The sequence below is a fragment of the Microbacterium testaceum genome (assembly GCF_001476285.1).
In the GTDB taxonomy this organism is placed as follows: Bacteria; Actinomycetota; Actinomycetes; order Actinomycetales; family Microbacteriaceae; genus Microbacterium; species Microbacterium testaceum_B.
The window spans coordinates 141224-162428 of record NZ_LDRU01000020.1 but is presented as its reverse complement, the minus strand read 5'-3'; the positions used below and the strand labels follow the sequence as shown (position 1 = coordinate 162428).

The 21205-nt window shown below is 70.2% G+C and carries 21 protein-coding genes; 5 read left to right on the top strand and 16 right to left on the bottom strand.

What is annotated here, in order from left to right; translation table 11 throughout:
• The 5 genes from NS283_RS19065 to NS283_RS04695 all read right to left on the bottom strand — a co-directional run.
• On the bottom strand, window positions 1-207 hold a 207-nt coding region (locus NS283_RS19065; protein WP_206542538.1), incomplete at its 3' end, for a hypothetical protein.
• 41 nt (window positions 208-248) lie between these two features.
• Complete coding sequence (gene nusB, locus NS283_RS04710) at window positions 249-659, bottom strand: transcription antitermination factor NusB (protein WP_058595714.1); 411 nt, start codon at window positions 657-659, stop codon at window positions 249-251.
• 2 nt (window positions 660-661) lie between these two features.
• The gene (gene efp, locus NS283_RS04705) at window positions 662-1222 is read right to left on the bottom strand and encodes an elongation factor P (RefSeq protein ID WP_013586614.1); all 561 of its coding nucleotides are present in this window, start codon (window positions 1220-1222) and stop codon (window positions 662-664) included.
• Window positions 1223-1360: 138 nt separating this feature from the next.
• Complete coding sequence (gene aroQ / locus NS283_RS04700; protein ID WP_058595713.1) at window positions 1361-1819, bottom strand: type II 3-dehydroquinate dehydratase; 459 nt, start codon at window positions 1817-1819, stop codon at window positions 1361-1363.
• A 13-nt stretch (window positions 1820-1832) separates the two neighbouring features.
• Complete coding sequence (locus NS283_RS04695; protein WP_058595712.1) at window positions 1833-3644, bottom strand: bifunctional sugar phosphate isomerase/epimerase/4-hydroxyphenylpyruvate dioxygenase family protein; 1812 nt, start codon at window positions 3642-3644, stop codon at window positions 1833-1835.
• Window positions 3645-3694: 50 nt separating this feature from the next.
• Here NS283_RS04695 and NS283_RS04690 point away from each other — a divergent pair, with 50 nt between their 5' ends.
• From NS283_RS04690 to NS283_RS04680, 3 genes are all read left to right on the top strand, one after another.
• On the top strand, window positions 3695-4327 hold the full coding sequence (locus NS283_RS04690; protein ID WP_058595711.1) for a TetR/AcrR family transcriptional regulator: 633 nt from the start codon (window positions 3695-3697) through the stop codon (window positions 4325-4327).
• Window positions 4328-4596: 269 nt separating this feature from the next.
• A complete protein-coding gene (locus tag NS283_RS04685) occupies window positions 4597-5490 on the top strand; it encodes a shikimate dehydrogenase (protein ID WP_058595710.1) in 894 nt (297 codons plus the stop codon).
• 12 nt (window positions 5491-5502) lie between these two features.
• Complete coding sequence (locus tag NS283_RS04680; RefSeq protein WP_058595709.1) at window positions 5503-6822, top strand: MFS transporter; 1320 nt, start codon at window positions 5503-5505, stop codon at window positions 6820-6822.
• A gap of 196 nt (window positions 6823-7018) precedes the next feature.
• On the opposite strand, the gene aroB is transcribed toward NS283_RS04680, so the two are convergent.
• The 11 genes from aroB to NS283_RS04625 form a co-directional block, all read right to left on the bottom strand.
• Complete coding sequence (gene aroB, locus NS283_RS04675) at window positions 7019-8095, bottom strand: 3-dehydroquinate synthase (protein ID WP_058595708.1); 1077 nt, start codon at window positions 8093-8095, stop codon at window positions 7019-7021.
• Window positions 8092-8658 (bottom strand): shikimate kinase, encoded by a 567-nt coding sequence (locus NS283_RS04670; RefSeq protein ID WP_058595707.1) that lies wholly within the window; start codon window positions 8656-8658, stop codon window positions 8092-8094. Before NS283_RS04670 ends, aroB begins: the two co-directional genes overlap by 4 nt.
• Window positions 8645-9871 (bottom strand): chorismate synthase, encoded by a 1227-nt coding sequence (gene aroC, locus NS283_RS04665; RefSeq protein WP_058595706.1) that lies wholly within the window; start codon window positions 9869-9871, stop codon window positions 8645-8647. The genes NS283_RS04670 and aroC overlap by 14 nt, the downstream gene beginning before the upstream one ends.
• 4 nt (window positions 9872-9875) lie before the next feature.
• Window positions 9876-10712, bottom strand: coding sequence for a shikimate dehydrogenase family protein (locus NS283_RS04660; protein WP_058595705.1), 837 nt, complete (start codon window positions 10710-10712; stop codon window positions 9876-9878).
• Window positions 10706-12367 carry an endolytic transglycosylase MltG gene (gene mltG / locus NS283_RS04655; RefSeq protein WP_058595704.1) on the bottom strand — a complete coding sequence of 554 codons (1662 nt, stop codon included), beginning with the start codon at window positions 12365-12367 and terminating at the stop codon, window positions 10706-10708. Before mltG ends, NS283_RS04660 begins: the two co-directional genes overlap by 7 nt.
• 1 nt (window position 12368) lies before the next feature.
• Entirely contained in the window at window positions 12369-12842 is a 474-nt protein-coding gene (ruvX, locus tag NS283_RS04650) for a Holliday junction resolvase RuvX (RefSeq protein WP_058595703.1), read from the bottom strand.
• Window positions 12839-15508, bottom strand: a complete 2670-nt coding sequence (gene alaS, locus NS283_RS04645; RefSeq protein ID WP_058595702.1) for an alanine--tRNA ligase — start codon at window positions 15506-15508, stop codon at window positions 12839-12841. Before alaS ends, ruvX begins: the two co-directional genes overlap by 4 nt.
• A gap of 61 nt (window positions 15509-15569) precedes the next feature.
• The gene (locus tag NS283_RS04640) at window positions 15570-15836 is read right to left on the bottom strand and encodes a hypothetical protein (protein WP_058595731.1); all 267 of its coding nucleotides are present in this window, start codon (window positions 15834-15836) and stop codon (window positions 15570-15572) included.
• 347 nt (window positions 15837-16183) lie between these two features.
• The gene (gene rpsD, locus NS283_RS04635; protein WP_058595701.1) at window positions 16184-16813 is read right to left on the bottom strand and encodes a 30S ribosomal protein S4; all 630 of its coding nucleotides are present in this window, start codon (window positions 16811-16813) and stop codon (window positions 16184-16186) included.
• 155 nt (window positions 16814-16968) lie between these two features.
• Entirely contained in the window at window positions 16969-17697 is a 729-nt protein-coding gene (locus tag NS283_RS04630) for a DUF1361 domain-containing protein (RefSeq protein ID WP_058595730.1), read from the bottom strand.
• A gap of 54 nt (window positions 17698-17751) precedes the next feature.
• Window positions 17752-19098, bottom strand: coding sequence for a replication-associated recombination protein A (locus NS283_RS04625; protein ID WP_058595729.1), 1347 nt, complete (start codon window positions 19096-19098; stop codon window positions 17752-17754).
• A gap of 158 nt (window positions 19099-19256) precedes the next feature.
• Here NS283_RS04625 and NS283_RS04620 point away from each other — a divergent pair, with 158 nt between their 5' ends.
• On the top strand, window positions 19257-19553 hold the full coding sequence (locus tag NS283_RS04620; protein ID WP_058595700.1) for a hypothetical protein: 297 nt from the start codon (window positions 19257-19259) through the stop codon (window positions 19551-19553).
• A gap of 85 nt (window positions 19554-19638) precedes the next feature.
• The gene (locus tag NS283_RS04615) at window positions 19639-21180 is read left to right on the top strand and encodes a DUF349 domain-containing protein (protein WP_081317256.1); all 1542 of its coding nucleotides are present in this window, start codon (window positions 19639-19641) and stop codon (window positions 21178-21180) included.
• Window positions 21181-21205: the final 25 nt, after the last annotated feature.

Genomic DNA, 21205 nt, shown 5'->3' with positions numbered 1-21205 from the left:
CGCGCACAGAAACACGCTGTGCTCGCGTTTCTGTGCGCGGATCGCGTTTATGCGCGAGTTGCGGTCGCGCGCCCACGCCGCCGACTCGCGCCCGCACGCCATCGACTCGCGCCCGCACGCCATCGACTCGCGCCCGCACACCGCCGACTCGCCACCGCGCGCACACACCGCCGTCCCGCGCACCCCGAAACGCCGCGACGCGGCCACCGACGAAACGTCGGGGCCGCGTCGGAACACGTCGAGAGGGCTCAGGACGAGCGCGCGATCCGTGCCAGCACGCCGTGCACGAACGAGCCGGAGTCGTCGGTCGAGAACTCCTTCGCCAGCTCCACGGCCTCGTCGATCGCGACGGCCGTGGGGACCTCGTCGTTGTAGAGGATCTCCCACGTGCCGATCCGCAGCAGGGCCCGGTCGACGGCGGGCATGCGCTGCAGCGACCAGTCCTTCGCGAAGGTGGTGATCTGCTCGTCGATCGCGTCGCGGTTGTCGATCACGCCGTCGACGATGTCGCGGGCGTACAGCCAGGACGCCTGACGGTCGGGCTCGGAAGAGGCGCGCTTCGCCTCGGCGGCCAGCATGATCGGCAGTTCCTCGCCGCGCACGTCGGCCTGGAAGAGGATGTCGAGGGCGCGCTTGCGCGCCTTTGTGCGGGCGGACAAGGTCAGCTGATGCGGCCGAGGTACTCGCCCGTGCGAGTGTCGACCTTGATCTTCGTGCCGGTCTCGAGGAACAGCGGAACCTGCATCTCGTAGCCGGTCTCGACGGTGGCGGGCTTGGTGCCGGCCGACGAGCGGTCGCCCTGAAGACCCGGCTCGGTGTAGGTGACCTCGAGCACGACGGACGGCGGGAGCTCGATGTAGAGCGGGTTGCCGTTGTTCAGCGCGATCTGCACCTGCTGGTTCTCGAGCAGGAAGTTGGCGGCGTCGCCGACGGTGGCAGCGCCCACGGTGATCTGGTCGTAATCGGCGACGTCCATGAAGACGAAGCCCTCACCGTCGTTGTACAGGTACGTGAAGTCGCGGCGGTCGACGTTCTCGATGTCGACCTTAGCGCCGGCGTTGAACGTGCGGTCGACGGTCTTGCCGCTCATGACGTTCTTGAGCTTGGTGCGCACGAACGCGCCGCCCTTGCCCGGCTTGACGTGCTGGAACTCCACGACGTTCCAGAGCTGACCGTCGATGCTGAGGACGACGCCGTTCTTGATGTCTGCGGTGGATGCCATGAGTGCCGGTGTTCCGTTTCGTGTGAGGGGAGGCGGCGCTCTGGCGCACACCCAGCGGTCGAGTCTACGCGATGCCTTGCTCGGGCGCGGGCGACCGCGCGCGACCAGTCGTCTGCGCGCGGGTCGGCAGCAGCGCGCTCAGCCGTCCGCGCGGCCGCTGATGACGTCGACGAGCAGGTGCACGGCGCGCGCGTACCCCGGGACGCCCTCACCGATCACGTGCACGGCGGCGACGTCTTCGATGTACGAGAAGTGACGGAAGCTCTCCCGCTCCTTGATGTTCGAGATGTGCACCTCGGCGACGGGGAGAGCGACGGATGCCAGGGCGTCGCGCAGCGCGACGGAGGTGTGCGTGAGCCCTCCGGCGTTGATCACGATGCCCGCGCAGTCGAGACGGGCGGCGTGGATCGCGTCGATCAGCACGCCCTCGTGGTTGCTCTGGATCGCGCGCACCTCGAGGCCGTGCTCCGCTGCCGCCTCCGTCGTCACCCGCTCGACGTCGGCGAGCGTGTCGGAGCCGTAGATCTCGGGCTGGCGCGTGCCGAGGAGGTTGAGGTTCGGACCGTTGACGAGCAGCAGGCGGCGGGGCGTGGTCATGTCGGGCACGTTATCAGCGCCGTCCCTGCGCGGTGAGGCGCACGGGGGCGGTACCGGCCCCGTAGCCCGCGTAGGCGTCGACGCGCTCGACGAACTCGAAGAACACCTCGCCGATCGTGCGCGTGTAGAAGTGCAGGTATTCGCCCGCGGCATCCTGGTCGTAGCCCAGGTGGAGTTCGCGCAACTCGTCGACGTCGGCCGCGCTCAGATCGAAGCGTGCGGCGATGTCGTCGTAGTAGTTGGCGGGCATCTCGAGGGGAGAGAAGCCCCGCGTGCTCGCGGCACGGGCGACGGCGCGGACGTCGTCGCAGACGAAGGCGACGTGCTGAGGGAGCGCGGCGCCGGCCCGCTCGGCGGCGAGGATCGGCGGGGCGACGTTGAGGGGAAGGCGCACTCCCCCGCCCGGCGCGACGAGGACGCGACTGGCGACGAGGCCCCGTGGACCCGGCACCTCGGTCGCGCTGTCGACGCGGAGGGCGAAGCCCGCGGTGTAGAACAGCGTCGCCTCTTCGATGGCATCCCACGGTTGGCTCAGGCTCACGTGGTCGACGCCCGCGATCGCGGTGTCGCGTCGTGGTTCGCCGTGCTCGAACTCCGCGACCCAGGCGGGCTCTCCCTCGTCGGCGGCCTGCGCCCAGTAGACCTCGGTGCCGTCGGGCGCGACGGCCCCGTCGAGACGCTCCTCGGTCGCGTACGTGCGTCGGTAGGCGCGCGGCACTCCGAGCTCGCTCATGCGGAGATCGACCGCTTCGGCGTCGTCGACCTCGAGCCCGATCGCGGCGAGACGCGGGTCCCACCCCCGAGCGTGCTGCTCGTTGAGGATCACGCGGGCTTCCCCCGCCGTCCACAGGGTCACCGGCTTCGTGCGGTGGCGTCCGCGCGAGGTGAAGCCGAGCTGCGCGAGCAACTCCTCGATCGCCGAGGTGTCTTCGGCCTTGACCTCGATGAAGTCGATTCCGGACGGAGCCGCCGAATCCGGGAGCATTTCCAGGTCGGGCGGCGCGTCCGGCAGGGTCCGCGACACCGCGTCTTCGAGCCAGCGCAGCGAGCGGCGTGCGTGCCGGGCGGTCCGGCGGGCATCGGTCTGCCGGAAGGTGTCGTTGAAGACCTCGAGCGACCAGGGTCCGGTGTATCCGGCCCGGACGATGCGGGCCGTGAAGTCGGCGAGGTCGAAGTCTCCCTCGCCCGGGAACAGGCGGTGGTGCCGGCTCCACGAGAGCACGTCCATGCTGAGGCGCGGAGCATCGGCGAGCTGCACGAAGAAGATCTTCTCGCTCGGGATGTCGGCGATCTCCGCGAGGTCGTGCCCGCGCGAGAGGATGTGGAACGAGTCCAGACACACGCCCACCGCGGGATGGTCGGCGCGCTCGACGATGCGCCAGGCGCGGCGGTAGTCGTCGACGAAACGCCCCCAGGCGAGGGCTTCGAAAGCGATCCGGATGCCATACCCCGCCGCCAGGTCGCCGAGGCGTCGCAGCTGGTCGGCGGAGACGTCGTCGTCGTCCACCGTTGCGGTGGCGACATTGCTGCAGCAGAGCACGAGATCCATGCCGAGCCGTTGCATGAGACGGAACTTCGCGTCCGCCCGCCGCAGCACCGCGGCGAACGCCTCTTCGTCGACGCCCTCGACGTCGCGCATCGGCTGATAGAGATCGAGGCTCAGCCCCAGACGTCCGGCCAGGGCCGCGATCTCTTCGGGGCTCTCGGGGGCCGCGAGCAGGTCAGGCTCGAAAATCTCCACGCCGTCGAAGCCGGCGTCGGCGCAGGCGTGGAGTTTGTCGGCGAGCGTCCCGCTGATGCAGACGGTCGCGATCGAGGTCCTCATGGCGGCCGAATGTACCATCTGGTACAAACGGGGTCCACTAGTCTGACCGAATGGCCGAGGCACGCAGGGACGCCGAGCGCACCCGCTCCGAGCTGCTCGCCGTCGCGACCGAGGTCTTCGCCGAAGAGGGGTTCTCCGGCGCCCGGGTCGACGACATCGCCGCGCGCACGCGCACGACGAAGCGGATGATCTATTACTACTTCGGCGGCAAGGAAGGGCTCTATCGCGCCGTCCTCGAAGAGGCCTACCGCGGTATCCGCGAGGCGGAACGAGCGATCGACGTCGATCACGCCGATCCCGTCGACGCCATCCGCGCGCTGGCCGAGCTGACCTTCGACCACCACGTCGGGCACGAGGCGTTCATCCGTCTCGTCGCGATCGAGAACATCCACCGCGGCGAGTTCATCCGGCAGATCGAGGGCCTGCGGACGCTGTCGCAGCCCGCGAAGGGGCTCCTCGACGAGATCCTCGAGCGCGGGCGGGCCGCCGGCGTCTTCCGTTCCGACGTCGACGCGATCGACGTGCACCTCGTCATCAGCTCGTACTGCGTGTTCCAGGTCGCCAACCAGTACACGTTCGGGCACCTCTTCGATGTCGACCTCGCCTCCCCCGAGCGCCGTGCGCACCTCCGCGCCGCTCTCGGCGACGTGGTGGTCGGCTGGCTCACGGCGCCCGCGCGCTGATCCACGCCGGCGCCTGCACGGCGCCCGCGCGCTGACCGACGCCGGCGGGTTGCCCCGCGCCCGCGCGTCGCGGTTGCCAGTGTTCCGTGTCCAAAACACCCGGACGCTTCGGGGATTGCTTCGGGTGTTTTGGACACCGAAGCCGCCGACGTCGGGCAAGCGGGCCACAGCGCCATCCGGAACTCCGCCGTTGACAGCTCGATCATGTCGTGGTTTCCTCTGAACGTACCGGTTAGTACATAACCGCCCCACGGACACGAAGGAGTACCGTGATCGACGCGCACCCCTACCTCGTCGGCCTCATCGGCACGGGGGTCCTCCCCTCGCTCACCCCGCCGATGCACATGGCCGAGGCGCGCGCCCTGGGACTGACCTACGTCTACCGCCCGCTCGACCTCACCGCGCTCGGCATCGACCCCGAGCGCATCGGCGACGTGCTGGCCTGGGCCGAACGCCTCGGATACGACGCCGTCAACGTCACGCACCCTTGCAAGCAGAGCGTCCTCGCCCACCTCGATCGCATCGACCCCGTCGCCGCCGCTCTGGGTGCCGTGAACACGGTGCTCTTCACTCCCGCGGGTCGGGTCGGCTACAACACCGACACGACCGGCTTCGCCGCCGCGTTCACCGACGGGCTCCCGGATGCCGCCACCCGGCACGTCGTCCAACTCGGCGCGGGTGGGGCAGGGTCCGCTGTCGCCGACGCGTTGCTGCGCCTCGGGACCGCTCGACTGACGATCGTCGACCTCGATCCCGCGCGCTCGGCCGCGCTCGCCGACGACCTCGGCTCGCGGCATCCGCTCTCCGCCGTCGACACCGCGACGCCGACCCGTCTCGGCGAGGTGCTCGACGGCGCCGACGGCCTCGTGCACTGCACCCCGGTCGGGATGGCCGAGCACCCGGGACTCCCCCTCGACGCCGCGCTGCTGCGCCCCGACCTCTGGGTCGCCGACATCGTCTACCGCCCGCTCGACACCGAACTCCTCGTCATCGCGCGCGAGCGCGGCTGCCGCACGCTCAGCGGCGGACGTATGGCGGTCCACCAGGCCGTTGACGCGTTCGCCCTCATCACGGGGACGCGACCCGACCCCGACCGCATGACCGCCCACTTCCTCGACCTGGTGGCCGCTGACGCGCCCGCCAGCCCTGCCATTCCTCGCTAAGGAGCACGCCCCATGACCACCACCGCAACGACGCGGAAGACTCCCGTGAAGGCGGCCGCCGCCAGCTTCATGGGAAGCGCCGTGGAGTACTACGACTTCTTCCTGTTCGGCTCCGCCGCCGCGCTCATCTTCCCCACGGTGTTCTTCCCGTCGGGTGACCAGGCGGCACTGGTGATGTCGTTCGCGACCTTCGGGTTCGCCTACGTCGCCCGCCCGGTCGGCGCCGTCATCCTCGGCCACTTCGGCGACCGCATCGGGCGCCAGAAGGTGCTGATGTTCACGCTGCTCCTCATGGGCCTGTCGACGTTCGTGATCGGCTGCCTGCCCGGCTTCGCGCAGATCGGCTGGTTCGCGCCGATCCTGCTCGTGCTGTGCCGCCTAGCCCAGGGGCTCTCGGCGGCGGGCGAGCAGGCGGGCGCGTCGTCGCTCACCCTCGAGCACGCCCCCGACGGACGTCGTTCCTTCTTCACCTCGTGGACCCTCACGGGAACGCAGGGGGGTCAGATCCTCGCCGCCCTCGTCTTCATCCCCGTCGTCGCGCTTCCCGACGACATCAAGTTCTCGTGGGGATGGCGCGTGCCGTTCTGGTTGAGCGCCGTCGTCGTGATCGTGGCGTTCTTCATCCGACGGAGCCTCCACGAGACCCCCGAGTTCGAACAGGCCAAGGAGACCGGACAGATCGCCCGGATGCCGCTGGTCCCCTTGCTGAAGAACCACTGGCGCGACGTGCTCCGCGTGATCTTCTGCGCGTTCATCGCCGCGGTGTCCACGGTCTTCGGCACCCTCGCGATCGCCTACGGCAAAGAGGTCGGGCTCGCCGCGAGCGTGACGCTGTGGCTCGTCGTCGTCGCCAACGTCGTCGCTCTCTTCACGCAGCCGCTGTTCGGCAAGCTCGCCGACCGCATCGGCCGCAAGCCCGTCTTCATCTACGGCGCCCTGTCGTCCGCCGCGTTCATGCCGTTCTACATGCTGTCGATGGGGGCCGGGAACGACCTCCTCACCTTCGGCCTCGCGGTCCTCACGTTCTCGTGCGGGTACGCCGCCGCCAACGCCGTGTGGCCGTCGTTCTACGGCGAGATGTTCAGCACGCGCGTGCGCTTCTCGGGCATGGCGATCGGCACGCAGCTCGGGTTCCTCATGGCCGGATTCGCGCCGAGCATCGTCGCCGCCCTCGGTGGCGGCGGAGCGGGTGGATGGGTCGTCATCAGCCTCTTCACCGCCGTCATCGCGATCATTGCCTCGGTCAGCGCCCTCACCGCCCGCGAGACGAAGAACGTGCCCACGGCGCGTCTCGGACTCCGCGACGACGAGCGAGTCCCCGCGGGGGTCTGACCGCGCGCCCGACTGCGGCCCCGTCTCCTCCGGGAGGCGGGGCCGTTCCTCTGGTGTCGCGGATCCGGAAACACTCCGCAGATCCGGACGCCGCGGCGCGATGCGTCCGGATCCGGCGACCATTTCCGGATCCGGGCGTACGTGCGACGTACGGGAGCGGGCCCGGATGCCATGGCATCCGGGCCCTGCTCGGAACCTACGCGCCGACCTCCTGATACGCCGCGAACAGCAGCGACTCGTCCGGAGCCTGCAGCACCGTCGGCCGCGCGAGGTCGTCGAGCACGATGAAGCGCAGCATGCTGCCGCGGCTCTTCTTGTCGCGCTGCATCGTGGCCTTGAGCGTCTGGAACGCGCCCGCGCGATAGGTCGTCGGCAGGCCGAGCGACTCGAGCACCGTGCGGTGGCGCTGCGCGACGTCGTCGGACAGGCGTCCGGCCAGGCGTGACAGTTCGGCGGCGAACACCATGCCGACCGAGATCGCGGCGCCGTGACGCCAGCGGTAGCGCTCGGCGTGCTCGATGGCGTGCCCGAGCGTGTGCCCGTAGTTGAGCACCTCGCGCAGCCCTGCCTCGCGCAGGTCCTCGCCGACGACCCGCGCCTTCATGTCGATCGCCAGCTCGATGCAGCGGCGGAACGCGTCACCGCGCGGGTCGACGATCCCCGACGGATCAGCCTCGATGAGGTCGAGGATCTCCGGATGCCAGATGAAACCGGCCTTGACCACCTCGGCGAACCCGGCCGTCGCTTCGTTCTTCGACAGCGTGTCGAGCAGGTCGAGATCGCACACGACGGCGACCGGCGGCCAGAACGCCCCGACGAGGTTCTTCCCCTCCGCGGTGTTGATGCCCGTCTTGCCGCCGACGGCGGCGTCGACCATGCCGAGAACGGTGGTCGGGACCTGCACGAGCGCGACGCCGCGCAGCCAGGTCGCCGCGACGAAGCCGGCGAGGTCGGTGACCGCTCCCCCGCCGAAGCCGATGACGGCGTCGGTCCGCGTGAAGTCGGCCTGCCCCATGACCTGCCAGCAGAACGCCGCCACTTCCACGCGCTTGCCGGCCTCGGCATCCGGGATCTCGGCGAGCAGCACCTGACGGTCGCCCATCAACTGTGCGCGCAATTCCTCGGCCTGCTTCGCCAGGGTCGGCGGGTGCACCACGAGCACCTTCTGCGCGCCCGCGGGCAGCACGTCTCCGAGCGAGGCCAGAAGGCCGCGGCCGATCGTGATGTCGTAGCCGGAGTCGCCGGCGACGCTGATGGTGGTGGTGTCGGTCATGCCGTCTCTCCGGCCGGCACACGGCGTGCCCAGGCCACGATGTCGTCGACGACCCGCGCGAGCGGGCCCGACGAGGTGTCGAATGCGATGTCGGCCGTCTGCTCGTAGACCGGTCGCCGTTCCTCGAAGATCCGCAGCCATCGCGCGACGGGGTCCTCCCCGCCGAGGAGCGGTCGATCGTCTCCGTGGATCCGGGATGCCACGACGTGCGGCGCCACGGTCAGCAGCACCACCCGGTGCTCTCGCAACCGCTCGCGCGTCACGGCGTCGAGGACCGCTCCCCCGCCCAGCGCGACCACGCCGCCGCGGCTCAGCGCCTCGGCGACGGCCTCGCGCTCGAGGGCGCGGAAGTGGGGCTCGCCGTGGGCTCGGAACAACGCCGGGATCGGGCCGTGGTCGCGGACGACGAGCTTGTCGGTGTCGGTGAACGGCGTGCCGAGGGCGCGCGCGACGCGGCGCCCGACGCTCGTCTTGCCCGCGCCCATCGGTCCGATGAGGACGACGGCCGAGGTCCCGGCATCCGGGGTCGTCGTCGCGTGCTCCACCGGCTCAGGCGGGGTCATGCGCGAGCAGCGCGGCGTCGGACGCGTCGCTCGTGCGCAGCGTCTCGGGGAGGTTCGCGAGGTACGACTCGAGGTTGCGACGCGTCTCGACGATGTTGTCGCCACCGAACTTCTCGAGCACGCCGTCGGCGAGCGTGATGGCCACCATCGCTTCGGCGACGACACCCGACGCGGGGACCGCGCAGACGTCGGAGCGCTGGTGGTGCGCCGCCGCGGTGTCGCCGGTCGCGACGTCGACGGTGCGCAGCGCCTTCGGGATCGTGGCGATCGGCTTCATGCCGGCGCGCACGCGCAGCACCGTGCCGGTCGACATTCCGCCCTCGGTACCGCCGGCGCGGTCGGACGAACGCGTGATGCCCTCCTCGGTGGCGAAGAGCTCGTCGTGCGCCTGCGACCCACGGCGCGTGGTGGTGAGGAAGCCGTCGCCGACCTCGACGCCCTTGATCGCCTGGATGCTCATGAGCGCCTGGGCGAGCTTGGCATCCAGTCGACGGTCCCACTGCACGTGCGAGCCGAGCCCCGGGGGCAGGCCGTAGGCGAGCACCTCGACGACACCGCCGAGGGTGTCGCCCGCCTTCTTGGCGTCGTCGACCTCGGCGACCATCGCGTCGCTCGTCGCGGGGTGGAAGCACCGCAGCGGATCGGCATCGAGGAGATCGACGTCGTCGGGCGTGGGGATCGCGGCGTCATCGGGGACGCGAACGGGTCCGATAGAGAGCGTGTGGCTGACGAGCCGGATGCCGAGCTCGCCGAGGAACGAGCGGGCGATGGCGCCGAGGGCCACGCGCGCGGCGGTCTCGCGAGCGGAAGCGCGCTCGAGGATCGGCCGGGCCTCGTCGAAGCCGTATTTCTGCATGCCGACGAGGTCGGCATGACCCGGACGCGGACGCGTCAGCGCCGCGCCGCGGCCGCGCGACTTGTCGGAGAGCTCGACGGGCTCGGGGCTCATGACCTCGGTCCACTTCGGCCACTCGGTGTTGCCGATGCGCAGGGCGATGGGGCTGCCGATCGTGTAGCCGTGCACGATGCCCGTCGAGAGCGTCAGCTCGTCTTCTTCGAACTTCATGCGCGAGCCACGGCCGTAGCCCAGGCGACGACGCGCGAGTTCCGCGCGGATCTGCGCGGACGAGATGGGAACGCCCGCCGGCATCCCCTCCATGAGGGCGATCAGTTCGGGGCCGTGGGACTCGCCGGCCGTGAGAACGCGAAGCATTCGTCTAGTCTCCCACGAGCGCGATGCGCATCGCGGCCAGCACGGCGTTCTCGCGTTCGAGGGGAACGGCCGGATCGCCGCCGACGAAGATGCGCACCTGCAGCAGCGCCTGGTGCAGCAGCATCGGCAGCCCGTTGATCGCCTCGTTCCCCGCGACGCGCCATTGCTCGGCGAGGGCGGTCGGCCAGTTGCCGTAGACGACGTCGACGAGGAGCCCGCCGTTCTCGGCGAAGGGACGGATGCCGGGACCCACGTCGACCTTTCCCGGGAGAGCCGCGATGGTCACATCGACGGGTGATGGCATCCGGGGATCGTCGAACGACGCCCGCGAGATCTCGACGCCGACCGACTCCCCGAGGGCGCGCAGCGGGATGACGGCTTCGGGACGTCGGGCCACCACCTCCACGCGCCGAGTGCCGAGCTGGGCCAGGGAGAGGACCGCGGAGGTCGCCGTGGCACCGGCTCCGAGGATCCGAGCGGCTCGCGGTTCGCCGACACCCGCCTCGTGCAGAGCACGTGCGAGCCCGCCGACGTCGGTGTTGAACCCGCGAGGACCCTCCGCGGTGAGGAGGTAGGTGTTCACGGCGCCCGTACGCAGCGCGGCGTCGTCGAGCTCGACAGCCGCGCTGCAGGCGACGTTCTTCAACGGCATCGTGAGCGAGAGCCCTCGCCAGGTGCCGTCCAACTCGCTCAGGCGGGCGGGGAACTCCGCCTCGGTCACTCGCTGTCGCCCGTACGTCCAGGACAGCCGCAGCTCGCGGTACGCCGCCGCGTGGAGCGACGGCGACCGCGAGTGATCGATCGGGTCTCCCCAGACGGCGAGCCGGTCGGCGCTCAGCATCCGCCGTCGGGGTTGTCGCGGCACCACTGCTGGAACTGGTCGACGGCCTTGAGCTGATCGGCGTACGTCGCCGAGAAGACCGTCTCTCCCGTCGAGAGGTTGACGGTCGTGAAGTAGTACCACGGTCCGTCGACCGGGTGCATGGCCGCGTCGATCGCGAGGTCGCCCGCGTTGGCGATCGGACCCACGGGCAGACCCGGGTGGATGTAGGTGTTCCACGGGTTGTCGCTGGTGAGCGCGTTCTCGGACGACGACGAGCTGCCCGCGCCGATCTCACCGACGCCGTATTGCGCGGTCGAGTCCATCTGCAGCAGACCGTGCGTCTCGTCGTTGTCGGGTTGCAGGCGGTTCTCGATCACGCGCGAGACCTTGTAGAAGTCGTCGGGGTTGCGCGCCTCGCGTTCGATGATCGACGCGATGATCAGAATCCGCTCGCGGTCGCTCTCGGGCACCCCGGCCTGGTCCAGCGACTGCACCGTGCGCTGGACCATGCGCGCGATCACGTCCTTCGCGGCGACGCCCTCGTCGAAGTCGTAGGTGGCGGGGAAGATCCATCCCTCGAGCGACGAGGCGGAGACCCCGTACTGCGACGGATCGGCGACGGCCGCGTCGAGGTCGGCGCGCGCGATGCCCGTCTGCTCCGAGATCACGTCGAGCGACTGGGTGAGCGTGAGGCCCTCGCGCAGCTGCACGGAGTTGTCGAGGCGGTTCGCCGGGTCGCGGAGTGCGGCGATGACGGCCTCGGACGTCATCTGCTTCTGCAGCTTGTAGACGCCCGGCTGGAAGGTGAAGCCGACCGAATTGTCGACCATGTACTTGTAGAGCGAGTTGGAGGCCTTGGTCACGCCCGCGTCGAACATCTTGGGAGAGACGGACTCGCCGGTGTCCCCCGCCACGATCGTCACGCGGGCCTCGCCGTTGGCGATGCCCGCCTCGTAGTCGAGGGGCTCGCCGGTGCCGAGGAACGCCTGAACCCGGTCGCCGTAGGTGTTCCACAGGGCGAAGCCGCCGCCCACGAGGCCGCCGATGAGCACGAGGACGATGCCGAGGGCGATCCACCCGCCGGCACGGCGACGCTTCTTGGGCTTCCGGGGGGTCGCCGCACCGATTTGATCGGTGTGGGCGCGACCGGTGAAGAGGTCCTCGAGCGAGCCGCTCGGCACGGTGCCGTCGCTCGCCGTCCGTCCGGCCGACGCCCCGGCAGCCGCTGCGCCGACGAGAGCGGGCTCGCGCTCGGCGGGCGTGGTCGGGATCTGCTGGGTGGGCTGTTCCGCGGCGGCCGCGCGGCGGGCCGTCTCTGCGGGGGTTCGAGTGGGGCCGGGCTGTGCCGCGGCGGGGGGCGTCGACGGAGTCGCGGCATCAGCGCGCGGCGCCGGCGTCGGCGCCGGGGTCCGGGTGGCGGGCGTCGAGGCGACGGAGTCCGTGCTCTGCGCCGGAGCGGGCGCACCGGTCTGTGCCGCGGTGGGTCCTGTCTGCGCGCGCGCAGCTCGGGCGGCGCGGCGCGACACGGGTGCGTCCGGCCCGGGGGCGGCGGGCGACTCGTCCGTCGACGGCGACCGTCGCCGCGCGCCGTCCGACGCGGCTTCGCGCGGGTCGGGCAGGCGTCCGTACAGATCGGCGAGGGGGTCGTTGGCGTTGGGGTCGTTTTCGGGCATGTCAGGCGGGCTCCTGTCCCGGTGTGACGGCGGGTCCGGCCGGGTCACCGGACTGTCGCTCCACGTCGAGGGCCTGCTGCAGCAGCACCACAGCGGCGACTTGGTCCACAATGCTACGAGAATCCCGCTGGGAACGTCCTGCCTCTCTCAGCACGCCGTGCGCCGACACGGTGCTGAGGCGCTCATCGACCAGCCGGACCGGCATGGGCAACGCGGCGGCGAGAGCCTGCGCGAACCGGCGGGCGTCGGTCGTCGAGGGCGTGTCCTCGCCGCGGAGATTCAGCGGCAGGCCGACGAGGACCTCGAACGCCTCGTACTCCGCGGCGAGGGCGGCGATGCGGCGGACGGGCTCGCCCTTGCGCGGAACCGTCTCGACCGGCACGGCGAGCACTCCGTCCGGGTCGGAGCGGGCGACACCGACACGGGCGCGCCCGACATCGATCCCGAGACGGATGCCGCGCCGGAACGCCGTCACGCGGTGGTCGCCCGCACGTCCGCGACGATGCCCTCGAGCGCCTGCGGCAGAGCTGTGGCATCCGTTCCGCCGCCCTGCGCGACGTCGGGACGACCGCCTCCGCCTCCGCCGAGCACCCCGGCGGCGGCCTTCGCGAGAGAACCGGCGGCCAGGCCCCGTTCGCGGGCGGCTTCGTTCGTCACGACGACGACCGTGGCGCGCCCGCCCGCGACGCTCGCGAGCGCGACGACCGCGGGGTCGCTGCCGAGACGGTCTCGCACCTGCAGGGCGAGCGAGCGCACGTCGTCGGCCGACGCGCCCTCCCCCAGACTCTGCGCGACGACGCGCACGGTGCCGACGGCGACGGCCGCCTCGACCAACTGGGGCAGACGACCGGTCAGGGCCTGCGCCTCAAACGCGGCGATCTTCTTCTCGGCCGCTTTGAGGCTCGCCGCCAGCTCCGCGATGCGGGTCGTGAGCTGCTCGCGCGGTGTCTTGAGCGACGTCGACAGCTGCGACACGATCGCGCGCTCCGCCGCGAGGTCGCGGAAGGCATCGAGACCCACGAGCGCCTCCACGCGACGGTTCGAGGCGCCGACCGACTGCTCGCCGACGAGGTTGACCAGGCCGATCTCGGAGCTGCGGGAGACGTGCGTCCCACCGCACAGCTCGCGCGACCACGGCCCGCCGATGTCGACCATGCGCACCGTGTCGCCGTACTTCTCGCCGAACAGCGCCATGGCGCCCGCGGCCTTCGCCTCGTCGAGCGACATCACGCGCGTGGTGACCTCGAGGTTGTCGCGGACGGCGTTGTTGGCGATGTCCTCGATCTCGGTGCGTGTCTCGGGAGAGAGCGCCGAGCCCCAGCTGAAGTCGAAGCGCATGTATCCGGCGCGGTTGAGCGAGCCGGTCTGCGTCGCCGTCTTGCCGAGGGTGTCGCGGATCGCCGCGTGCACGAGGTGCGTCGCGGAGTGCGCCTGCTGCGCCGAGTGCCGGTTGAGGGCGTCGACCACGGTGGTGGCGGGCGAACCGACCGACACCTCACCGGTGGTGACCTCGACGGTGTGGCTGATGAGCCCCGGCACGGGGCGCTGTACATCGAGCACCTCGAGCTCGTACCCCGGTCCCACGATCGTGCCCTTGTCGGCAACCTGGCCGCCCGATTCCGCGTACAACGCGGTCTCGGCCGTGATGACCTCGGCGATCTGTCCGGCGGAGGCGCGATCCGTGCCCTGACCGTCGACCAGGATGCCGAGGACCTTCGAGTCCGTCTGCAGCTCGGTGTACCCGGTGAAGACCGTCTCGCCCAGCGCGCGGAACTCGCGGTAGGCGCTCTGATCGGCGATGGCGCCCTTGCGCGCGCGGGCGTCGGCCTTCGCGCGGGTGCGCTGCTCCTGCATGAGCTGGTCGAAGGCGCCGCGGTCGACGCTCAGGCCCGCCTCTTCGGCGATCTCGAGCGTGAGGTCGATCGGGAAGCCGTACGTGTCGTGCAGCAGGAACGCCTCGGAGCCCGAGAGCGTCGTGCCGCCGCCGTTCTTCGCCTCGGCCACCGACTGGTCGAGGATCGCGGATCCGGCGGCGAGGGTGCGGAGGAACGTCTGCTCCTCGGCGATCGCGTAGGCCGACAGGCGGGCGTAGTCGGCCTCGACCTCCGGGTACGACTCCTTCATCGCGTCGCGCGACGCGGCGAACAGCTCCGGGAAGGTCGGACCCTCGACGCCCAGCAGGCGCATCGAACGGATGGCGCGACGCATGATGCGCCGCAGGATGTACCCGCGTCCTTCGTTCGAGGGGGTCACGCCGTCGGCGAGCAGCATGAGCGAGGAACGGACGTGGTCGGCGACGATGCGCAGGCGGACGTCGTCCTCATGCGACTCGGCACCGTACGACTTGCCCGCAAGCTTTGCGGCGAGATCCAGGACCGGGCGCACCTGGTCGGTCTCGTACATGTTGTCGACGCCCTGCTTGATGAACGCGATGCGCTCGAGGCCCATGCCCGTGTCGATGTTCTTCGCGGGCAGTTCGCCGACGATGTCGAAGTCGTACTTCGACCGCACGTTCGTGATCTCGTACTGCATGAACACGAGGTTCCAGATCTCGACGTAGCGATCGTCGTCGGTCGCCGGACCACCGTCGATGCCGTAGTCGGGGCCGCGGTCGAAGAAGATCTCCGAGCAGGGGCCGGCGGGACCGGGAAGGCCCGTGGACCAGTAGTTGGTGTCCTTGCCGAGGCGCTGGATGCGGTCTTCGGGCAGGGTGCTGAGCTTCAGCCAGAGGTCATGAGCTTCGTCGTCCTCTTCGTAGACGGTGACCCAGAGGTCCTTGGGGTCGAAGGCGAGGCCGCCCTCGGACTCCGGCGCGGTCAGCAGCTCCCACGCGAAGCGGATCGCGTCTTCCTTGAAGTAGTCGCCGAACGACCAGTTGCCGAGCATCTGGAAGAAGGTGCCGTGGCGGGGCGTCTTGCCGACCTCTTCGATGTCGTTGGTGCGAATGCACTTCTGCACGTCGGCCGCGCGCGGGTACGGCGGCGGAACCACGCCGCTGAGGTACGGGATGAAGGGCACCATGCCCGCCACGGTGAACAGCAGGGCCGGGTCGTCGGTGACGAGCGAGGCCGACGGGACGATCGTGTGGTTCTTCTTCTCGAAGAAGTCGAGGAAGCGCTGGGCGATCTCGGCGGTTTTCATGGCGAATCTTTCGATGGGCGTGCGGACCCTCCCCCTGCGGCGGGGGCGGGATGCCGGAAGGTCAGTCGGACGAGGAAGCCGAGCGCGCCGCGTCGGCGGCGGTACCGAGGGACGTGCTCGCGGAGGCGGCGACGCCCTTGACGTCGTCGACGATCTCCGACAGGCGGGTCTCCTGCTCGTGGTAGGCGTCGCTCATGCGATCGGTGAACTCGCTGATGCGGGAATCGAGCTGAGCGAACAGCTCCTGACCGCGGGGGTCCTTGTTCACCAGGTGAGCGGCGACGAAACCGCCGACGATGCCGAAGGCGAACCAGACGAGGCTTCTCACGATCACCACTTCTTCCTCGATACAGCGCCGCGGTCGCGGCATCCTTCATCGTAGGCGACGGCCGTCGTGCGCCGCTCCAGAGAGATCCGTCCGGGCCGATGCCTGCGCGTTCGTTTGCCGAAGATGGTCGGCGGCTCGACGGCGCACTGACAATCTCGGGCAAACGAACCGATGCTCTCGTCGTTCGATTGCCGCAAACGGTCGCCGGCGCCAGTCAAGGCCGGCCAACTCGGGCAAATGAACACTGCGCACCCACGCGACGAGCCGACCACCAAAGGCGGCGGGACGATACCTGCAACGACGAAGGGCGCCGGGAGAACCCGACGCCCCTCGTGTGCTCGCTGGGTTCAGCGGGCGGCGTAGTACTCGACGACGAGCTGCACGTCACACGTGACGGGCACCTCGGCGCGCTTGGGGCGACGCAGGAGCTTCGCCTGGAGCGTCGACAGGTCGACCTCGAGGTAACCGGGAACGGGGGGCAGCACTTCGGCGTGCCCACCGGCGGCGGCGACCTGGAAGGGCTCGAGGCCCTCGCTCTTCGGCTTGACGTGGATCTGCTGACCCGGCTTCACGCGGAACGACGGGCGGTCCACGAGCTGGCCGTCGACCAGGATGTGGCGGTGCACGACGAGCTGGCGAGCCTGCGCGGTGGTGCGGGCGAAGCCCGAACGCACGACGAGGGCGTCCAGACGCATCTCGAGCAGCTCGACCAGGTTCTCACCGGTCAGGCCGTCGGTGCGGCGGGCCTCGTTGAACGCGATGCGCAGCTGCTTCTCGCGGATGCCGTACTGCTCGCGCAGACGCTGCTTCTCGCGCAGACGGACGGCGTAGTCGCTGTCAGCCTTGCGCTTGGTGCGACCGTGCTCACCCGGAGCGTAGGGACGCTTCTCGAGGTAGCGGGCGGCCTTGGGGGTGAGTGCGACGCCGAGGGCGCGCGACAGACGCACCTTGCGGCGGTCCTGAGACTTCGTGGTCACGAAGTTCTCCTTCCGATGACGTGGCCGCGCCTTTCGCGGCTCACGGACGTATCGCCTCTCTTCGCCCTATCCGGACTGCACGCCGGGGCACGCCGGAAGGTCGGTGAAGAAGAGAGGGGATGCCCGAAAACTCTGTTTCGAACCGATTAATGCTATCAGAGGCCGGCGGCGACCAACGAGCCCCATGCGAAGAGGAACAGCGGGACGTAGAGCAGCGCGACGAGTGTCGCGTGCGTGATGACGAAGCCGAGGGCCTCCAGCCCTTTGCCGCGCTCCCGCAGGTGCGACGAGAGCTTTCGGGCCATCGACACCGGATGCCGCACGTCCCAGCTGTTGAACCGCAGGTACCGACCGAGGTACACACCCACCGCTCCGAGCAGGATGACGACGCCGGAGAAGACCCAGCTCTCGACGGTGACCTGGTTGCCGTTCTGCTGGCCGATGATGACGAACATCTGAAGGGGGGCCAGGCTGAGGATCGCGTTCGCGATACCCGACAACGTCAGCGCCAGCGTCTGGACGATGTCGTACCAGAGCGGAACCGGGGTGTTCTCGACCCGATGGCTGAAGTTCAGCTCCGTGATGAGGTACACCGAGTTGGGGAACATGAGCAGCCAGGCGCACGTCGGCAGAGCGAGCGCCATCACCGCGAGCACCCCCTCGAGCACGGAGGCGGATTCGAGCGGATGGCTGCGGTAGTGGACGAACAGCAGGAACCCGAAGCCCGCGACCAGCGACAGCGGAACCGGCACGAAAGACAGGCCGAGGTTCACCAGCATCGGACGGTACAGGTGCACTCGATAGACGGCGGCCCGAAGCAGGACGAGCACGACGGCATACACGTCGAGCGCAAAGACGGCGGCAGCGGCAAGGAGGACGATCACGGGCACACACTGTGGCACGGGCAGGAGCCCGAACCCGCCGGAACGCCTCGGAATTCACCCGCCGTCGAGAATGCGGCGGATCTTCTCGAGCCGCGCCGACACGTCGCGCTCGGCCCCGTGGTTGGTGGGCTCGTAGTAGCGCCGACCACGTAGTTCGTCGGGCAGGTATTGCTGCGTCACGATGCCGATCTCGCTGTCGTGCGCGTACTTGTAGCCCTTGCCGTGACCGAGTCGCTTCGCCCCGGGGTAGTGAGCGTCGCGCAGGTGCATCGGGACGCGCCCGAAGCCGCCCGCGCGGACGTCGGCGATCGCGGCGTTGATCGCGTTGTACGCGGCGTTCGACTTCGCGGTGGTCGCGAGGTACACCGTCGCCTCCGCGAGCGGGATCCGGCCCTCGGGCATGCCGATGAACGCGACGGCGTCGGCGGCCGCGACGGCGATCTGCAGCGCCTGCGGGTCGGCCATGCCGATGTCTTCGGCAGCCGAGATCACGAGACGTCGAGCGATGAAGCGGGGGTCCTCTCCGGCCTCGATCATCCGTGCGAGGTAGTGGATCGCCGCGTCCGGGTCCGATCCGCGTACCGACTTGATGAACGCGCTGATGACGTCGTAGTGCTCGTCGCCTTGACGGTCGTAGCGCAACAGGGCCCGGTCGACGGCCTGCGCGATGTGATCTGCGGTGATGACGGGCGGGTCGGCGACCTCGGACGCCGCGGCGGCTGCATCGGCATCCGGATCGTCGTCGTCCTCTGCTGTCTCGGCGAGCCCCGCATCGTCGCCCGCCACGGAAGCCGCCGCCTCGAGAGCCGTGAGGGCGCGCCGCGCGTCTCCTGAGGCGAGCCGCACGAGTGCCGCGCGCGCCTCGTCGTCGAGCACGACTCGGCCGGCGAGCCCGCGCGGATCGGTCACCGCGCGATCGACGAGCGCCCCGAGGTCATCGTCACCGAGGGGTCGGAGGGTCAGGAGCAGCGACCGCGACAGCAGGGGCGAGATCACCGAGAACGAGGGGTTCTCGGTGGTCGCGGCGATCAGGACGACCCAACCGTTCTCGACCCCGGGCAGGAGCGCGTCCTGCTGGGCCTTCGTGAAGCGGTGGATCTCGTCGAGGAAGAGGATCGTCGACTGCCCGTACAGGTCGCGCTGGGTGAGGGCCTCTTGCATCACCTCGCGGACGTCTTTCACGCCGGCGGTGATCGCCGACAGCTCGACGAAGCGTCGTCCCGAGGACCGCGCGATGGCTTGGGCGAGCGTCGTCTTCCCCGTTCCGGGAGGGCCCCACAGGATCACCGAGACGGCGGACCCGGATGCCGAGGAGTCGGTGGTGGCGAGGGTGACGAGCGGCGACCCCGGACGGAGGAGATGACTCTGGCCCGCGACCTCGTCGAGACTCGTCGGCCGCATGCGGACAGCGAGCGGGGTCTGGCCCTGGAAGAGGGCGGAGGAAGCGGGCACCGATCCAGGCTAGCCGGGGCCACCGACACCGGCGTCGCTCTTTTGTGGGCCTCCGCCGGCGCTGCGTAGGATCGGGGGCGGTCGCTCGGCGGCCGGAGGAGGTCGATGTGGCGACGGGCGGGAAAGACCGGCAGAGCCGCGAGCAGCGCGAGCGGGCTCGCGTGTACCAGGCGCGGCAGGAACTGCATCGGCGTCAGGGGCAGCGCCGCCGACGGGACAACATCGTCGCGATCGTCGTCGGACTCCTCGTGATCGCGGGCGCCGTCGCCGTCCAGACCGTGTACTTCGTCGCGGGCCCGGGAGCGCCGGCGCCTGCCCCGAGCGTGACCGACACCCCGTCGACGTCGACACCGTCCGATACTCCTCTGCCCGAGCTGGAGCCGACGGCGTCACCGACACCCTGACCCCCTTCATGTCCCGGTCGGGCGTACTAGGCTCGGGATCGTCCTTCTCCCCCAGGCGGCTTCGCCGCGATGAGGTGCTCTTCCCATGACTTCCGCTTCCTCCCCCGACACCGCCGGCTCGCACGACTCGAGCGACGCAGCCGACGAACTGGTGCCCGCAGACGAGACGACCGTCTCGCCCGACGAATCCGCGGCGGCCACTGATCCCGCCGACGTTCCCGCCGAGGAGACCGGTGCGTCCGCCACCGAGACCGCGGCGCCCGCGGAAGGTCCCGACGACGTCGCCGAGACGACCGACGCGGATGCCGCTGAAGCTCCTGTCGCTGCTCCGGCCGTCCCCTCGCCGACTCCGGCGCCGTCGCCGCGCCCCGGCCCGCGTCCGGGAGCTCGCGTTGCGGCGCCGAGCGAGCCGTGGGGCCGCGTCGACGACGAAGGCACGGTCTCGGTGCGCGAGGCCGAGGGATGGCGTGTCGTGGGTCAATACCCCGACGGCACCCCGGCCGAAGCGCTCGCCTACTTCGAGCGCAAGTTCGCCGACCTCGCGAGCGAGGTGACCCTGCTCGAGGTCCGTCACCGTCGTGGCGGCGCCTCGGCGTCCGACCTGCGCACCACCGCATTGAGCGTCCGGGCGAAGCTCGACGGCGCTGCTGCCGTCGGCGACCTCGCGGCCCTCGTCTCGCGCATCGACGTCCTGACCGCCGAGCTCGCGGAGGCGAGCGAGACCGAGGCCGTAGCGGCCAAGGAGGCCGTGGCGGAGGCGGTGCGTGAGCGCACGGTCATCGTCGAGGAGGCCGAGGCCCTCGCCGCCCGCGACCCGCAGACCGTGCAGTGGAAGCAGAGCACCGCCGAGATGTCGGCGCTCTTCGACCGGTGGCAGGCGCACCAGCAGAACGGTCCCCGTCTGCCGAAATCCACCGCACAGCAGCTCTGGCGCCGGTTCCGTGACGCGCGCGCGAGTTTTGACCGTCACCGTCGCGAGTTCTTCTCGGCACTCGATGAAACCCACAAGGCCGCGCGCGATGCGAAGACGCGTCTCGTGGAGCGCGCCGAGGCCCTCGCCCCGCGTGGCGAGGACGGCATCGGCGCGTACCGCGACCTTCTCGACCAGTGGAAGGCCTCCGGGCGCGCTGGTCGTAAGGTCGACGACGCGCTGTGGGCACGCTTCAAGGCCGCGGGCGACGCGCTCTACAGCGCCCGCGGGGAACGCGAGGCCGCCGACATCGAAGCCTCTCGCGAGAAGATCGAGCAGAAGCGCGCTCTCCTCGAGCAGGCGGCGCCCATCGTCGACGAGAAGAACCTCGGGACGGCTCGTCAGCGCCTCACCGCCATCCAGCGACAGTGGGACGAGATCGGCCGCGTGTTCCCCCGCGACGTCGAGCGCGGTCTCGACGACGAGCTCCGCAAGATCGAGCAGAGCGTGCGCACGCGCGAGGACGCGGACTGGAAGCGCAACGATCCCGAGCAGAAGGCGCGCGCGAACGACATGACGCGCCAGATCACCGATGCCATCGCGAAGCTCGAGTCCGAGCTGGCCGGGGCGGAGGCGCGGGGCGACAAGCGCGCGGCCGCCCAGGCGTCCGAGGCGCTCGAAGCGCGCCGTGGCTGGCTGCGCGCCCTCGGCGGCTGATCACTTCTCCACAGATTCCCGCTTC

Coding starts and splice junctions, on each gene's coding strand:
- efp (WP_013586614.1), bottom strand. CDS start 1,222: ATGGCATCCACCGCAGACATCAAGAACGGCGTCGTCCTCAGCATCGAC.
- aroQ (WP_058595713.1), bottom strand. CDS start 1,819: ATGACCACGCCCCGCCGCCTGCTGCTCGTCAACGGTCCGAACCTCAAC.
- NS283_RS04695 (WP_058595712.1), bottom strand. CDS start 3,644: ATGAGGACCTCGATCGCGACCGTCTGCATCAGCGGGACGCTCGCCGAC.
- NS283_RS04690 (WP_058595711.1), top strand. CDS start 3,695: ATGGCCGAGGCACGCAGGGACGCCGAGCGCACCCGCTCCGAGCTGCTC.
- NS283_RS04680 (WP_058595709.1), top strand. CDS start 5,503: ATGACCACCACCGCAACGACGCGGAAGACTCCCGTGAAGGCGGCCGCC.
- aroB (WP_058595708.1), bottom strand. CDS start 8,095: ATGACCGACACCACCACCATCAGCGTCGCCGGCGACTCCGGCTACGAC.
- NS283_RS04670 (WP_058595707.1), bottom strand. CDS start 8,658: ATGACCCCGCCTGAGCCGGTGGAGCACGCGACGACGACCCCGGATGCC.
- aroC (WP_058595706.1), bottom strand. CDS start 9,871: ATGCTTCGCGTTCTCACGGCCGGCGAGTCCCACGGCCCCGAACTGATC.
- NS283_RS04660 (WP_058595705.1), bottom strand. CDS start 10,712: ATGCTGAGCGCCGACCGGCTCGCCGTCTGGGGAGACCCGATCGATCAC.
- mltG (WP_058595704.1), bottom strand. CDS start 12,367: ATGCCCGAAAACGACCCCAACGCCAACGACCCCCTCGCCGATCTGTAC.
- alaS (WP_058595702.1), bottom strand. CDS start 15,508: ATGAAAACCGCCGAGATCGCCCAGCGCTTCCTCGACTTCTTCGAGAAG.
- NS283_RS04625 (WP_058595729.1), bottom strand. CDS start 19,098: ATGCGGCCGACGAGTCTCGACGAGGTCGCGGGCCAGAGTCATCTCCTC.
- NS283_RS04615 (WP_081317256.1), top strand. CDS start 19,639: ATGACTTCCGCTTCCTCCCCCGACACCGCCGGCTCGCACGACTCGAGC.